Origin of the sequence: Rhodoferax sp. U2-2l (assembly GCF_020594515.1) — a bacterium.
Classification (GTDB): domain Bacteria; phylum Pseudomonadota; class Gammaproteobacteria; order Burkholderiales; family Burkholderiaceae_C; genus Rhodoferax.
Genome location: NZ_JAJCTH010000004.1, coordinates 189,947 through 203,716, shown reverse-complemented (window position 1 = coordinate 203,716; position 13,770 = coordinate 189,947). Strand labels below are relative to the sequence as shown.

At 63.2% G+C, this 13,770-nt stretch carries 15 protein-coding genes and 1 pseudogene; 12 read left to right on the top strand and 4 right to left on the bottom strand.

The window, feature by feature from the left end; all coding sequences use genetic code 11:
* Positions 1–102: 102 nt before the first annotated feature.
* The 3 genes from minC to minE are packed head-to-tail and all read left to right on the top strand — an operon-like array spanning position 103 to position 2,009.
* Positions 103–879, top strand: coding sequence for a septum site-determining protein MinC (gene minC / locus LHU53_RS05520; protein ID WP_227331120.1), 777 nt, complete (start codon positions 103–105; stop codon positions 877–879).
* A 50-nt stretch (positions 880–929) separates the two neighbouring features.
* Positions 930–1,745 (top strand): septum site-determining protein MinD, encoded by an 816-nt coding sequence (gene minD / locus LHU53_RS05515; RefSeq protein ID WP_227331119.1) that lies wholly within the window; start codon positions 930–932, stop codon positions 1,743–1,745.
* Positions 1,746–1,748: 3 nt separating this feature from the next.
* On the top strand, positions 1,749–2,009 hold the full coding sequence (minE, locus tag LHU53_RS05510) for a cell division topological specificity factor MinE (RefSeq protein WP_227331118.1): 261 nt from the start codon (positions 1,749–1,751) through the stop codon (positions 2,007–2,009).
* Positions 2,010–2,039: 30 nt separating this feature from the next.
* Here minE and LHU53_RS05505 read toward each other — a convergent pair whose 3' ends face one another.
* Positions 2,040–2,279, bottom strand: a complete 240-nt coding sequence (locus LHU53_RS05505) for a thioredoxin family protein (protein WP_227331116.1) — start codon at positions 2,277–2,279, stop codon at positions 2,040–2,042.
* A gap of 28 nt (positions 2,280–2,307) precedes the next feature.
* Complete coding sequence (locus LHU53_RS05500) at positions 2,308–3,744, bottom strand: permease (protein ID WP_227331114.1); 1,437 nt, start codon at positions 3,742–3,744, stop codon at positions 2,308–2,310.
* A 149-nt stretch (positions 3,745–3,893) separates the two neighbouring features.
* On the opposite strand from LHU53_RS05500, the gene LHU53_RS05495 reads away from it, so the two are divergent.
* The 7 genes and pseudogenes from LHU53_RS05495 (at position 3,894) to LHU53_RS05465 (ending at position 10,142) form a co-directional block, all read left to right on the top strand.
* Positions 3,894–4,223, top strand: coding sequence for a helix-turn-helix transcriptional regulator (locus LHU53_RS05495; RefSeq protein ID WP_227331243.1), 330 nt, complete (start codon positions 3,894–3,896; stop codon positions 4,221–4,223).
* Positions 4,224–4,335: 112 nt separating this feature from the next.
* Entirely contained in the window at positions 4,336–5,355 is a 1,020-nt protein-coding gene (gene arsB / locus LHU53_RS05490; protein ID WP_304621924.1) for an ACR3 family arsenite efflux transporter, read from the top strand.
* A 184-nt stretch (positions 5,356–5,539) separates the two neighbouring features.
* Entirely contained in the window at positions 5,540–6,586 is a 1,047-nt protein-coding gene (locus tag LHU53_RS05485) for an ArsJ-associated glyceraldehyde-3-phosphate dehydrogenase (RefSeq protein WP_227331112.1), read from the top strand.
* A gap of 137 nt (positions 6,587–6,723) precedes the next feature.
* Positions 6,724–7,968, top strand: coding sequence for an organoarsenical effux MFS transporter ArsJ (gene arsJ / locus LHU53_RS05480; RefSeq protein ID WP_227331110.1), 1,245 nt, complete (start codon positions 6,724–6,726; stop codon positions 7,966–7,968).
* Positions 7,965–8,144 (top strand): annotated as a pseudogene (locus LHU53_RS05475) (winged helix-turn-helix domain-containing protein); the annotation flags it as partial. The gene arsJ and the pseudogene LHU53_RS05475, both read left to right, overlap by 4 nt.
* A gap of 147 nt (positions 8,145–8,291) precedes the next feature.
* A complete protein-coding gene (locus LHU53_RS05470; RefSeq protein ID WP_227331241.1) occupies positions 8,292–8,795 on the top strand; it encodes an arsenate reductase ArsC in 504 nt (167 codons plus the stop codon).
* A gap of 54 nt (positions 8,796–8,849) precedes the next feature.
* Entirely contained in the window at positions 8,850–10,142 is a 1,293-nt protein-coding gene (locus tag LHU53_RS05465) for a glycerate kinase (RefSeq protein ID WP_227331109.1), read from the top strand.
* A 37-nt stretch (positions 10,143–10,179) separates the two neighbouring features.
* Here the strand turns inward: LHU53_RS05465 and LHU53_RS05460 are convergent, their stop codons facing one another.
* Together LHU53_RS05460 and LHU53_RS05455 are read right to left on the bottom strand one after the other, a co-directional pair.
* Positions 10,180–10,449 (bottom strand): XRE family transcriptional regulator, encoded by a 270-nt coding sequence (locus LHU53_RS05460; RefSeq protein ID WP_227331108.1) that lies wholly within the window; start codon positions 10,447–10,449, stop codon positions 10,180–10,182.
* Positions 10,446–12,701, bottom strand: a complete 2,256-nt coding sequence (locus tag LHU53_RS05455) for a cation-translocating P-type ATPase (RefSeq protein ID WP_227331107.1) — start codon at positions 12,699–12,701, stop codon at positions 10,446–10,448. Before LHU53_RS05455 ends, LHU53_RS05460 begins: the two co-directional genes overlap by 4 nt.
* Positions 12,702–12,780: 79 nt before the next feature.
* Here LHU53_RS05455 and LHU53_RS05450 point away from each other — a divergent pair, with 79 nt between their 5' ends.
* Positions 12,781–12,978 carry a heavy-metal-associated domain-containing protein gene (locus tag LHU53_RS05450; protein ID WP_227331105.1) on the top strand — a complete coding sequence of 66 codons (198 nt, stop codon included), beginning with the start codon at positions 12,781–12,783 and terminating at the stop codon, positions 12,976–12,978.
* Positions 12,979–13,005: 27 nt separating this feature from the next.
* Positions 13,006–13,644 carry a Crp/Fnr family transcriptional regulator gene (locus LHU53_RS05445; RefSeq protein ID WP_227331103.1) on the top strand — a complete coding sequence of 213 codons (639 nt, stop codon included), beginning with the start codon at positions 13,006–13,008 and terminating at the stop codon, positions 13,642–13,644.
* Positions 13,645–13,770 lie beyond the last annotated feature (126 nt).

Here is a 13,770-nt window from a genome sequence, read left to right as displayed (position 1 = left end):
GACGCAATCAAGTAACATTTGGCTTCGCAGGCCGCCCCATCGCTTTCCATCGGCGCCGCAGGCCCCACCCCTTCTATCCAGACCTTTTCGCCACCGCTATCCGTGACTGCCACTTTCGACATCAAAAGCGCCCAGCTTCCGCTGATGTCGCTGGTCACCAAAACGGCCGACCTGCAGCAGGTGCTTGCTGAATTGCTGCAAAGCTATGGCCCCGCCAGCGACAACGCCGATTTTTTTGAACACGACGCGGTGGTCATTGACACCTCCAAAACCAAAACCGCCCTTGCCGCAGAGGACCTGCACGCCCTGCTTGATGCCTTGCTGGCTTGTCGGCTCAAGCCGGTCGCCTTTCGGGGCGATCTGGTGGGCGGTGCGGAGGCCGCGCTGGCACTTGGCCTGGTGATGGCAGCACCCGACGTGGCGCGCAGTCAACCCAGGCCAGAGCCCAACACAACCGAAGCGCCAGTCCAGGTGATCAAAGAGGTGGTGACCGAAGTCATCCGGGAGGTGGTGCGCGAGGTGCCAGCGCCTGCGCTGCCCACCTTGGTGATCGACAAACCCGTGCGCTCTGGCCAGAAGGTGTACGCCCGTGGTGCTGATCTGGTGGTGCTAGCCATGGTGAACCAGGGCGGTGAAATCGTGGCGGACGGCCACATCCATGTGTATGCGCCGTTGCGTGGCAAAGCCATGGCGGGTGCCAATGGCAACACCCAGGCGCGCATTTTTTCCACCTGCCTGGAGCCTGAACTGATTTCCATCGCCGGGGTGTATCGCACCAGCGAAAATCCGCTGGCGCCCGATATCCAGGGCAAAGCGGCGCAAGTGCGTTTGAGCGATGATGGTCAGGAAAAGCTGTTGTTTGAAGCTTTGGCATCCTGACAAGCCCGTCCTGGATGCCACCGAACATTTATTTGAAAGACTGTGTAGTTATGACAAAAATCGTTGTGGTGACTTCTGGCAAGGGGGGCGTGGGCAAAACCACGACCAGCGCCAGTTTTGCAACCGGCCTGGCCCTGCGTGGCCACAAAACCGCAGTCATCGACTTTGACGTGGGCCTGCGCAACCTGGACCTGATCATGGGCTGCGAGCGCCGCGTCGTGTATGACCTGATCAACGTCATCCATGGTGAAGCCAACCTGAACCAGGCGCTGATCAAGGACAAGCAGTGTGACAACCTGTTCGTTCTGGCTGCCTCACAAACCCGCGACAAAGATGCCTTGACGCAGGACGGTGTTGAAAAAGTGCTGAACGATCTGGCCGCCATGGACTTCGAGTTCATCATCTGCGACTCCCCCGCCGGTATCGAGGTCGGGGCGCTGATGGCCATGCATTTTGCCGACGAGGCGCTGGTGGTCACCAACCCTGAAGTGTCCTCCGTGCGCGACTCGGACCGCATTTTGGGCATGTTGTCGAGCAAGACCAGGCGCGGCATGACCGGTGCCGAACCCATCAAGGAGCACCTGCTCATCACCCGTTACAACCCGGCGCGCGTCAACCAGGGTCAAATGCTCTCGTTGCAGGACATCCAGGACATTTTGCGCATCCAACTCATCGGTGTGATCCCCGAGAGTGAAGCCGTGTTGCAGGCGTCCAACCAGGGCTTGCCCGCCGTGCACCTGAACGGCAGCGATGTCTCGGAAGCCTACAAAGACGTGGTATCCCGTTTTCTCGGTGAAGACAAGCCCATGCGGTTCACCGAGGCGCCCAAGCAAGGCCTGCTCAAACGCTTGTTCGGGGGGAAATAAAGCATGTCTTTTTTCTCGTTCTTTCTGGGTGAAAAAAAGAAAACGGCCAGCGTGGCCAAAGAGCGGCTGCAGATCATCCTGGCGCACGAACGCAGCGGCCGCAGCCCGGCCACGCCGGACTATCTGCCGGATTTGCAACGAGAACTGATCGCGGTGATCAGCAAATACGTGCGCATCAACCCGGACGACATCAAGGTCAACCTGGAGCGCCAGGACAACCTGGAAGTGCTGGAAGTCAAGATCGAGCTGCCAGACAAGCGCTGACGGTGTCTGACCGCCTGGCAAAAAAACCGCTCAGGCCGCAGCCAGCCACTGCTGAACTTCAGCCACCGTTGGAATGCGCCCGCTACTGGCCAGTTTGTCATTGATGACCAAGCCGGGCGTGGCCAGCAGGTCGTAATGCATGATTTGCTGAATATCGGTCACCTTGACAAACTCGGCTTGGACATGGGCTGCGGCGGCAGCGTCCCTGGCAATGGCTTCGAGCTTGCGGCAGTTGGCGCAACCGGGGCCCAGTATCTTGATGTTGACCATGGGGTGTCTCCTTGAAAAGTCAAAAGAATCAAGCGGATGCCGCGTGATGCTGACGGTGTTTGAACCACATCCGGGTTCCACCTGCCATGGCCAGGACGAGCACCAACACCGTGGTCAGCGACCGCCAGCCCAACCCATCCACCCAGGCGCCATACAGCAAGCCCGCGCAGATGCTGAACACGGCCACCATGCCGACGTAAGCGGCTGTTTTGGTTCGACCAATCACGGCAGCCACCATCAGCATGCTTTGCAGGCTGAGTTCAGGATCAGCCATCAGGTAGGCCAGCAGCGGGCCGCGGTGCATGCCCAGGTCCAGAAACATGCGCGCCACCGGCACCTCAACTAGCGTCGGGAAATACATGAACACGCCAAAGCCCACCGCCACGGCATTGGCTGCCACCGTGTTGCTGCCCGCCAGGCTTTCAATCCATTCGGGCCGGATCACCTGGCGCACCATGCCAACGATAAAGACACCCGCCACCAGCAAGACAAAGATCTGTTTGACAAAACGCCAGGCCTCCCATAGCCAGGCACGCCAATCGTCACCCGCCAGCTGCCGGGCAAAGTGCCACACTGTCCCCAAGGCCACAGCGATCCCCACAACGCGGCCCGTCAGCGCCACTTGCAAGATACCGGGCCCAGGGGTCAAGCGCAGGGCTGCCACCAACAAGGTGCTGGCAGTCAGGCCCAGCGCCAGCCAGGTCCAGTGATTGGCGCCTTCGGTGATGTTCTCCAGACCCTTCCAGGCGGTTGCCGCAATCAGCAGCAGCAAGCCAATCAGGATCGAGCCCTGCAGGCTGACACCTTCTTCCCCTTTGGTGGCGTCAAAAGGCACCCACTCGAACAGCGTGCCTTGCCAAGCTTGGGCCCAGGCCACGGGCACATCCACCGTTGCCAACGTGGCCGTCAGAGGCCACAACTTCAAGGTGCCAGCTATCAGCAAGCCCACCAGCGCGAGCAAAACGCCCAGTGCTGCCGGCGCCATCGTGGCTTGCTGGGCGAACAAGGTGTCGGTTTGCGCATCGTGGCTGGCATCGTCGCGCCAGAAGATCAGCGCCATCAACAGGCCAATGCCGATGCCAAACAACAGGCACAACAACAACCGTGCCAACGCAAACTCAGGACCCAAAATACTGCCGGTATAGGCCAGCGCCATGATGTTGCCTGCGGGCGCAAAAAACAGGAAAGTGATCGCCGGACCAATGCCTGCCCCTTTTTTGTAGATACCGGCAAACAGCGGCACGATGGTGCAGGAGCAGACCGCAATCAACGAGCCCGCCGCCGCTGCGGCCGGGTACGAGACAAAGGGTGACGTGTTGCGCCCAAGCCAGCGGGTGATGCTGGCTTTGGGTATCAGCGCGGCCATGGCACCGGCAATGAAAAAAGCCGGCAACAGGCATAACAGGACATGGGCCGCCAGATAAGAAGCCAGGCTGCCGAGTCCGCCATGGAGCAATCTCAACATGAATTCCATCAAGAACTCCTGTTCCGAAGCGCGTCAACCATCTTAGGCTTTTGAAGGGACCTGGGTTTGCCTTATCTCAAAAAACGCGCCTTGGAAAAACCAACACCACGCCATTCCAATCATTCAACAATGGTTGTACTATCGCAGCAATGAACCCACTGACTGCAACCGCCGTTTTTGAATCCCTGTCGTCTGGCGTGCGTCTGGACATCTTCCGCTTGCTGGTAAAGGCTGGCCCTGCCGGACTGGTGGTGGGGGAAATCGGTAGCGCTTTGGCAATCCCTCCCACCAACCTGTCGTTTCATCTCAAGGCACTGACCCAAGCGCAATTGGTATCGGCCACGCAGGAGGGTCGTTTTCAGAGGTACCGGGCCAACCTGGCGCTGATGCAGGAACTGATTGCCTATTTGACGGCCGAGTGCTGCACGGGTCACCCAGAACAATGTGCCGAGCTTCAAGCGGCACCGATCTGCCCCTGACCGTCAGCCAAATGGCCCACCACCTGACCGAGCCAACCCGTTGACGCCAAGGAAGAAGTGACTGATGACAACCACCCCTGACGTACCCGCCGCGCCTGCGAAGCCCAATCCGCTGGGCGTGTTTGAGCGCTTCCTGACCATCTGGGTCGCCTTGGGCATCGGCGCTGGCGTGGGTCTGGGTTTGCTGATCCCCGACACGTTCGGGGCGATTGCCGCGCTGGAGATCGCCCATGTCAACCTGGTGGTGGCGGTGCTGATCTGGGTGATGATTTACCCGATGATGATCCAGATTGACTGGTCCGCCGTGAAGGACGTGGGTAAAAAACCGCGTGGTCTGGCCTTGACCCTGGTGGTGAACTGGCTCATCAAACCCTTCACCATGGCGGCTCTCGGTGTGCTGTTCTTCAAGTTCCTGTTGGCACCGTGGGTGGACCCGCAGTCCGCCAGCGAATACATCGCAGGCATGATTTTGCTGGGTGTGGCGCCGTGTACTGCGATGGTGTTTGTCTGGAGCCAGTTGGTGCGCGGCGATGCCAATTACACGCTGGTGCAGGTGTCGGTGAATGACCTGATCATGGTCTTTGCCTTCGCACCCATTGCCGCCTTTTTGCTGGGTGTGACCGACATCACCGTGCCATGGGAAACCCTGCTGCTTTCCACCCTGCTGTATGTGGTGCTGCCGCTGGCCGCTGGCATGGCCACGCGCCATGTGCTGGCGCGCCGCTCTGAGCAGGCGGTGGCGGCGTTTGTGGCACGCATCAAGCCTTGGTCGGTGGTCGGGCTGATTGCCACCGTGGTGTTGCTGTTTGGTTTTCAGGCCGGCACCATTGTGGCCAAGCCGCTCATCATTGGCCTGATTGCCATCCCGTTGGTGCTGCAAACCTATGGCATTTTTGCCATCAGTTGGTGGGGCGCCAAGCTGCTCAAACTGCCGCACAACATCGCCGGCCCGGCGTGCCTGATTGGCACCTCCAACTTCTTTGAATTGGCGGTGGCGGTGGCCATCTCCCTCTTTGGCCTCAACTCAGGCGCCGCGCTGGCCACCGTGGTGGGCGTGCTGGTGGAAGTGCCGGTGATGCTGTCGCTGGTCTGGCTGGTCAATCGTGCGGGGGCAGCTCAGGCACCAAGGTGACTGCGGCTGAGCGCAGGGTCAGCAACAGCTGGCGCCATCCGTCACGCCGCTGTCACAAACGGGTTTTATATTTCAACACTTATTGAAATATAGGCTGGGTCACCCTGCCAAGTTGCCGTGAAGCGCTGCGCCAGCCCGCGCTTGGCCAGCGGTTTCAGGTCCTTCTAACCCACAAGGAGTCCGCATGAAAGTCGGTATCAATGGCATGGGCCGCATTGGCCGCTTGGCGCTACGCGCCGCTCTGGGCGCCGCCGAGCGCCCGGCGGACGACCCGCACGCGGGCAACCGGCTGGAGGTGGTGCACCTCAACGAGCTCAAAGGTGGTGCTGACGCCACGGCCCACCTGCTGACTTTTGACACGGTGCAAGGCCGCTGGCGTGCCGACATTGCGGCGGATGGCGCCGACCGCCTGCACATCGGCGCGAAGCAGCTGACGTTTTCCTCTCACGCCACCGCTGCCGAGATTCCCTGGGGCGATCTGGGTGTGGACGTGGTGCTGGAATGCACCGGCAAGTTTTTGACCCCCGACACCCTGCAAGGCCACCTGGACCGGGGTGCCAAACGTGTCATCGTGGCCGCACCGGTCAAGGTGGGCGGCGTGCTGAACATCGTGGTGGGCGTCAACCACCACCTGTATGACCCGGCGCGTGATCACATCGTCACCGCGGCATCCTGCACCACCAACTGCCTGGCACCGGTGGTGAAAGTGGTGCATGAAGCCATTGGTATCCGCCACGGCCAGATCACCACCCTGCACAACCCCACCAACACCAACCTGGTGGTGGACGCGCCGCACAAAGACCTGCGCCGCGCCCGCAGCGCCATGGTCAACATGGCCCCCACCAGCACCGGCAGTGCCACCGCCATCACGCTGATTTACCCGGAGCTGCAAGGCAAGCTCAACGGCCACGCGGTGCGCGTACCGGCTCTCAATGCCTCGCTGACCGACTGCGTGTTTGAGATGCAGCGCGCAACCTCGGCCGAAGAAGTTAACGCGCTGTTTGCCGCCGCCGCTGCCAGTGGCCCGCTGGCGGGAATTCTGGGCTACGAGCCGCGCCCGTTGGTCAGCAGCGACTACGCCCGCGACACCCGTAGCAGCATCGTGGACGGCCTCTCGACCATGGTGACGGATGGCACGTTGCTCAAGGTCTACGCCTGGTACGACAACGAAATGGGCTACGCCACCCGCATGGTGGACCTGGCGTGCCACATGCAGCAGCAAGGCATCTGATTCCATTTCCAGATCAACCCGACACGTTGTTGCAAAGCCTTGCCGTACGTCTGTACTGTCTGCGGCTTCGCGCCTAGTGTCGAATTGATCTGGAAACGGAAGAACTTCCCATCAACAAACCAAAAGCTTTCCAGGCCATGACTACTCAAAGGGCGGGCGCCAGCGCCGCGCGCAACTACGCCATCGTCACCGCCGCCTATTGGGGCTTCACGCTGACCGATGGGGCGCTGCGCATGCTGGTGCTGCTGCACTTTTACCGGCTGGGTTATTCGCCGTTCACGCTGGCGTTTTTGTTTTTGCTGTACGAGGCAGCCGGTGTGCTGGCCAATCTGATTGGCGGCTGGTTGGCCACGCGCTATGGCATTCAGCGCATGCTGACCGTGGGACTGTGCACACAGATCACCGGGTTTTTGCTGCTCTCAGCCTTGTCCCCTACCTGGTCGGCCACTTTGTCCGTGGCCTGGGTGGTGCTGTCGCAAGGGGTGTGCGGCGTGGCCAAAGACTTGACCAAAACCGCCAGCAAATCAGCCATCAAACTCACCGCGGGGGAGGCCGAAGGCCAGCTGTTCAAGTGGGTGGCCTGGTTCACCGGCAGCAAAAACGCCATGAAAGGCGTGGGCTTTTTCCTGGGTGGCCTGCTGCTGGACCAGCTGGGTTTCAGCGGCTCGCTGTGGCTGATGGCGGCGCTGCTGGCGCTGGTGTTGCTGGCTGTGCTGCGTTTTGTGCCCAAGCTGATGGGCAAAAGCAAACCGTCCCAATCCGCCAAGGAGCTGTTTGCCAAAAACCGCGGCGTGAACCTGCTGGCCGCGGCGCGGGTGGTGCTGTTTGGTGCGCGTGATGTGTGGTTTGTGGTGGGTGTGCCGGTGTTTTTGTATGCCAGCGGCTGGACCTTTACCATGGTCGGCGGCTTTCTGGCCAGCTGGACCATTGGCTACGGCCTGGTGCAGGCGCTGGCGCCGCAGCTGGTGCGCCGCAGTGCCGATGGCTTGACGACAGAAGTGCCAGCTGCCCGATTGTGGTCCGGGTTATTGGCGCTGGTTCCCATCGCGCTGGCCGTGGCTGTGGCGCTGCAACTGCCAAACCTGGAATGGGTGGTGGTGGGTGGCCTGGGGCTGTTTGGCTTTGCTTTTGCGGTGAATTCATCGGTGCATTCCTACCTGGTGCTGGCCTACGCGGGCTCCGAGAAGGCGGCGGAAGACGTGGGCTTTTACTACGCCGCCAACGCGCTGGGGCGTTTCATGGGCACGCTGCTCTCAGGCCTGCTGTACCAGTGGGGCGGGCTGCTGTATGCGTTGATTGGCTCGGCGCTGATGCTGGTGCTTTGCTGGGCAGTGACGCTGGCTTTGCCGATGGTCAAACCCCCGGCTGTGGTCGCGGCATGACAGAAGCCGAGACCTTGCGCGCGCTGGCTGCGCTGGCACAAGCCTCGCGGCTGCAGATTTTTCGGCAACTGGTGGTGATGGGTGCAGAGGGTATGACGCCGGGGCGCTTGTCGGATGCGCTGGCGATGGCGCCCAACGCTTTGTCGTTCCATCTGCGCGAACTGAGCGCCGCCGGCCTGATCAGCCAGCAGCGCGATGGTCGCTTTCTGATTTACCGCGCGGCCTTTGACACGATGAACGCGCTGCTGTCCTACCTGAGTCTGAATTGTTGTGAATGGAAGCCCCATGATGTGTCTCAACCTGTCCCACCAAGGCGTGATCTGATGCCTCAAAAAGTGATGAACGTGCTGTTCATTTGCACCCACAACTCGGCCCGCAGCATCCTGGCTGAGGCGCTGCTCAACCAACTGGGCGGTGGCCGCTTCAGGGCCTACAGCGCGGGCAGCAGCCCGTCCGGCCAGGTCAACCCGCGGGCGGTGGCGCTGCTGGAGAAAAACCACTTCCGGGTCGGCGAGCTGCGCAGCAAAGACTGGGCAGAATTTGCCGCGCCGGGCGCGCCCCTGATGGACTTTGTGCTCACCGTGTGTGACAAGGCTGCGGGCGAAGTCTGTCCTGTCTGGCCGGGTCAACCCATGTCAGTGCACTGGGGGGTGCCCGACCCGGCGGCGGTCACAGGCCCCGACGCGCACATCGACGCCGCCTTCACCGATGCCTTCATGGTCTTGCAGCGGCGCATGTCGCTCTTTTTGAATCTGCCTATCGAGAAGCTGGCGCGCTTGTCGTTGCTCAGCGAATTGCAGGCGATTGGCCAGGTCACCCACGCCTGAGCCACAGCGCTGCGCCCTGACAAGTCATCGCCCGGTGCCAGTTAAGCTCCTGCCATGACGCCATCCCCAGCCAAGCCCACCGACCCCCGCGCCCTGCTACGCCAGATGTTTGACGCGGCGGTGGCCGCGGCGCAACCGGCCCGGTGTCTGGGCGCGCACCTGCCGCCAGCGCCCAAGGGCCGCACCATCGTCATCGGTGCGGGCAAAGCATCCGCCGCCATGGCCCGCGCGCTGGAAGACCTGTGGACCGCGCGTGACAACAGCCCGCTCGAAGGCCTGGTGGTCACCCGCTACGGCTACCAGGTGCCGTGCCGCCACATCGAGATTGTGCAAGCCGCGCACCCGGTGCCCGACGCCGCCGGGCAACAGGCCGCGCAGCGCATCCGCGCGCTGGTGACCGGGTTGACGGCAGACGATCTGGTGGTGGCGCTGATGTCTGGCGGTGGCTCGTCCTTGCTGGTGGCGACCGGTGAGGGCCTGACGCTGGCCGACAAACAGGCGGTGAACGCCGCGCTGCTGGCCAGTGGTGCCACGATTTCAGAGATGAACTGCGTGCGCCGCCACCTCTCGGGCATCAAGGGCGGGCGCCTGGGTGCCGCCTGCCACCCGGCCCAGTTGCTGACTTTGCTGATCTCGGATGTGCCGGGGGATGCACCGATGGACATCGCCTCCGGCCCCACGGTGGCGGATGCCACCACCTGTGCGCAGGCGCTGGACATCATCGCGCGGTATCAGATTCAGCTCACCCCCGCCGCGCGCCAGTTGCTGGAAAGTGGCGCCGGTGAAACCGTCAAACCGGGTGATACCCGCCTGCAAGCCAGCCAGGTGCGTTTGATCACGACCCCGCAGCTGGCGCTGGAGGCGGCGGCCGACGTGGCTCGCCAAGCAGGGTTCACGCCTTACATCCTGGGCGACAGCCTGGAAGGGGAATCGCGTGACGTGGCCAAGGTGCTGGGCGGCATGACCCGCCAGGTGGTGTTGCATGGCCAGCCGTTCAAGGCGCCGTGCGTGTTGCTGAGCGGCGGCGAAACCACGGTCACGCTCCGTGGCCAAGGCCGCGGCGGGCGCAACGTGGAGTTTTTGCTGGCGCTGGGTCTGGCGCTGGCCGACACACCGGGCGTCTACGCGCTGGCGGGTGACACCGATGGCGTGGACGGTGCCGAAGAAATTGCCGGCGCCATCCTGACCCCCGACACGCTGGCCCGCGCCTGGGCGCAGGGCATGAACCCGCGCAGTTTTCTGGACAACAACGACGCCCACAGCTTCTTCCAGGCGCTGGGCGACTCGGTCATCACCGGCCCCACGTTGACCAATGTGAACGACTTCCGGGCGATTCTGATCAGCTGAGAAACGGCAGCGCCACAAGGCGGGCCGCATCACTGGGTCAGGCAGACGTCTCTTTTTTCACCAGTGCGAACTCCGGATGCGTGTCGGTGAGCAGCTGGAACATGGCAAACGCCGGCCCGGCCATGTTGCGCGGGTCAGTGGCACTCTCCAGCGCCTGCCAGGTGCGCGACTGTTGCCCGCCGCGGCTGCCCGACTGGACCGGATAACCCATCAGACTGGCCGCCTCCACCTGGCTCAGGCCCGCTGTGAGCCGCGCCGCCTTGAGGGTTTCACCCGTCGGTTCGGGCATGGAAAGGAACAGTGTCATGGTGTCTCCGGGCGGGGGTTGGGTGAAGTGTTTGACAACTTGGGCTTCCAGCGTTTGAGCAGCAGGGCGTTGCTCATCACACTCACCGAACTCATCGCCATGGCGGCGCCAGCCATCACTGGGTTCAGCACACCGAAGGCCGCCAGCGGAATGCCGGCCACGTTGTAGACAAAGGCCCAGAACAGGTTCTGCCGGATCTTGGCCACGGTGCGGTGCGAGATGTCCAGCGCGGCGGCCACCAGCGCCAGGTCGCCACGCATCAGGGTGATGCCCGCGGCGTGCATCGCCACGTCGGTGCCACCACCGGCATTGGCCATGGCGATGCCGACATCCGCCGCCGCCAGCGCCGGGGCGTCGTTGACACCGTCGCCGACCATGATGACGGTCTGGCCACCCTGTTTGAGCCGGGTGATGTGCGCCGCCTTGTCGCCGGGCAACACATCGCTGATGACTTCATCGGGCAACAAGCCGACACGTTGGGCCATGGCCTGGGCGGCGGCCTGGTTGTCGCCCGAGAGCATCATCACCTGGATGCCTTGCGCACGCAGGGCCGCCACGGCAGAGGCGGCACTGGGCTTGGGCTCGTCACCAAACGCCATCAGGGCCAGCACCTTGACCCGGCCCGACTGGCTCAAGGCAAAGGCCGACAGCGTGGCGCCACGGCGTTGCAAGTCCAGCAGCGCCTGCTGAAAAGGCTCAAAGGTGCCACCTAGCTCGGTGATCCAGGCCAGATTGCCGATCAGGTAGTCGGCCCCCAGCACCGTGCCTTGCAGTCCTTTGCCCGGGGTGGACAGCACCTGGCTGACCTCGGGCAACACCAGGGCCTTGTCGGCCGCTGCTGCCACCACCGCACGCGCCAGCGGGTGGCTGCTGCCACTCTGGATGCTTGCGGCCACGGCCAGCAGCTGCTGCTCATCCACGCCGGGGTGCACCACAAAGTCGGTCAGCCGGGCGTGGCCCACGGTCAGGGTGCCGGTTTTGTCAAACACCACTACTTGCGCCTTGTGCGCCAGCTCCAGCGCCTGCGCGTCCTTGATCAAAATGCCGTGCTGCGCCGCCACCCCGGTCCCAGCCATGATGGCGGCCGGTGTGGCCAGCCCCAGCGCACACGGGCAGGCAATCACCAGCACGGTCACGGCGTGGATCACCGCCACCTCCAACGCCGCGCCGCTGGCCCACCAGCCCAGAAAGGTCGCCAATGCCAGCACCAACACCACCGGCACAAACACCGCACTCACCTGGTCCACCAGCCGCTGGATTGGTGCCTTGCCCGCCTGGGCGTCTTCCACCAGCCGGATGATGTTGGCCAGCACCGTGTCCACACCCACCGCCGTGACCTGCACGATGACGCGCCCGTCGCCATTGAGCGTGCCGCCGGTCACCGTCTCACCCACCTGTTTGACGACCGGCAGCGGCTCGCCGGTGAGCATCGACTCGTCCACCTGGGTTTGCCCCTCCATGACCTTGCCATCCACCGCAAACCGTTCGCCGGGGCGTACCACCAGCGCGTCACCGGCCAGCACCTCGTCGATAGGCACATCTACCTCGCCGTCCAGCCCCAGCAGGTGCGCCACCTCGGGCCGCAGGGCATGCAGTGCGCGGATGGCCGAAGTGGTTTGCCGCTTGGCGCGGGCTTCCAGCCATTTGCCCAGCAGCACCAGCGTGATGACCACCGCCGAGGCTTCAAAGTACAGGTGAGGCATGGTGTCAGCCGGTGAGGTGAGCCACAGCCACACCGACAGCGCCCAGCCCGCCGTGGTGCCAATCGACACCAGCAAGTCCATGTTGCCGCTGCGCGCCAGCAGCGCGTGCCAGCCGGCCTTGTAAAAACGCGCGCCCAAGACAAACTGCACCGGTGTCGCCAGCACAAACTGCAGCCAGGCCGGCAGCATCCAGTGCTGGCCGAACAGGTCACCCAGCATCGGCAGCATCAACGGCAAGGACAAGGCGGCACCCAGCGCCACCGGGCCAAAACCGGCCCAGGCGGATTCTGACGGCGCATCAATCGCGGCATTGGCCGCCACCGGCTCGTAACCCGCATCGCGCACCGCACGTTTGAGCCGTGCCTCGATCTGTTCGCTGGGGGCCACCAAAATGCGGGCCGATTCGGTGGCCAGGTTCACCGCCACCTCCTGCACGCCGGGCACTTTTTTCAGGGCGCGCTCGGCGCGGGCCACACACGACGCGCAGGTCATGCCGTGGATGCCGAGGTCGATGCGCAAGGGGGGATGGTCAGAATTCGGGGTGGTCATGGGGGGTGCGAGGCTCGGAGCAGAGAGGACAGGGGCCACAATAAGTCTTTTGTGATCACCCTATTTTCAGAGGTTTCAAATGAAGTACAGCTTTCACGTTGAAGGAATGACCTGCGAACACTGCGAAAAAGCCGTGGTGCGCGCCGTGCGCCAGCTCGACCGCAGTGCGCAGGTGGTGGCCGACCGCACCCAGAACAAGGTGGAGGTGGAATCGAGCGCCTCCGCCCAGGACATCACCCAGGCCATTGTGGAGGAAGGTTACAAGGTGGTGGCCTAAGTGGTGAGCACGGCGCCTGCCTGGCCGATGGCACAGGTCACCAGCCTGTACCCGTCGCTCAAGGCGGTGCAGCCCGGCTTGGCCGAGGTCAGCGCCCTGCTGCCCCCGATGACGGTGCCCGCCGACACCGTCTTGTTCAGCGAAAACGCCACCTGCCAGGGGTTTCCGCTGGTGATCGAGGGCGAGATCAAGGTGTCGCGCAACTCCAGTGACGGCCGCTCGCTGGAGCTGTACCGGGTGGTGGCTGGTGAACTGTGCCTAGTGTCCAGCGCCAGCCTGTTTCGGGCGCAGCCGCTGTCGGCCTGTGGCATCACCACCAAACCGAGCACCTTTTTGCTGATCCGCCCCGAGCTGTTCAAGCGCTGGATCGAGACCCCGGCGTTTCGCAATGATGTGCTGGGCCTGTTTGCCGAACGGATGGCCGACCTGACCGCGCTGGTGGACGCGGTGGCGTTTCACCGGCTGGACCGGCGCCTGGCCGCCGCCCTGCTGGGCCGCGGCCAGCAGCTCAGCCTGACGCACCAGGCGCTGGCTGACGAACTGGGCACGGTGCGCGAAATGGTCACGCGCCTGCTGCGCCGCTTTGAGCGCGACGGCTGGGTGGCGCTGGGGCGTGAGCAGATCACCATCCTCAACAGCGCGGCCTTGCGGGCGCTGGCTGGTTGAGTTTGCCTGGCTGACTGGGCAGCGGTGCTGGGATCAACTGCCTGGTTTGCGTTGGGGACTGCTGGTGTTGGTCAGCAAGGCGCATGTTGCTTTAAGACCCAAAGGAGCCGGTCACCCATTGAAAGA

Bases quoted from the DNA above. Each gene is read 5' to 3' on its own strand.
- LHU53_RS05460 (WP_227331108.1), bottom strand. From the start codon at position 10,449: ATGACACTGTTCCTTTCCATGCCCGAACCGACGGGTGAAACCCTCAAG.
- LHU53_RS05485 (WP_227331112.1), top strand. From the start codon at position 5,540: ATGAAAGTCGGTATCAATGGCATGGGCCGCATTGGCCGCTTGGCGCTA.
- LHU53_RS05450 (WP_227331105.1), top strand. From the start codon at position 12,781: ATGAAGTACAGCTTTCACGTTGAAGGAATGACCTGCGAACACTGCGAA.
- minE (WP_227331118.1), top strand. From the start codon at position 1,749: ATGTCTTTTTTCTCGTTCTTTCTGGGTGAAAAAAAGAAAACGGCCAGC.
- LHU53_RS05465 (WP_227331109.1), top strand. From the start codon at position 8,850: ATGACGCCATCCCCAGCCAAGCCCACCGACCCCCGCGCCCTGCTACGC.
- minD (WP_227331119.1), top strand. From the start codon at position 930: ATGACAAAAATCGTTGTGGTGACTTCTGGCAAGGGGGGCGTGGGCAAA.
- arsJ (WP_227331110.1), top strand. From the start codon at position 6,724: ATGACTACTCAAAGGGCGGGCGCCAGCGCCGCGCGCAACTACGCCATC.
- LHU53_RS05455 (WP_227331107.1), bottom strand. From the start codon at position 12,701: ATGACCACCCCGAATTCTGACCATCCCCCCTTGCGCATCGACCTCGGC.
- LHU53_RS05500 (WP_227331114.1), bottom strand. From the start codon at position 3,744: ATGTTGAGATTGCTCCATGGCGGACTCGGCAGCCTGGCTTCTTATCTG.
- LHU53_RS05495 (WP_227331243.1), top strand. From the start codon at position 3,894: ATGAACCCACTGACTGCAACCGCCGTTTTTGAATCCCTGTCGTCTGGC.
- LHU53_RS05445 (WP_227331103.1), top strand. From the start codon at position 13,006: ATGGCACAGGTCACCAGCCTGTACCCGTCGCTCAAGGCGGTGCAGCCC.
- LHU53_RS05505 (WP_227331116.1), bottom strand. From the start codon at position 2,279: ATGGTCAACATCAAGATACTGGGCCCCGGTTGCGCCAACTGCCGCAAG.
- LHU53_RS05470 (WP_227331241.1), top strand. From the start codon at position 8,292: ATGCCTCAAAAAGTGATGAACGTGCTGTTCATTTGCACCCACAACTCG.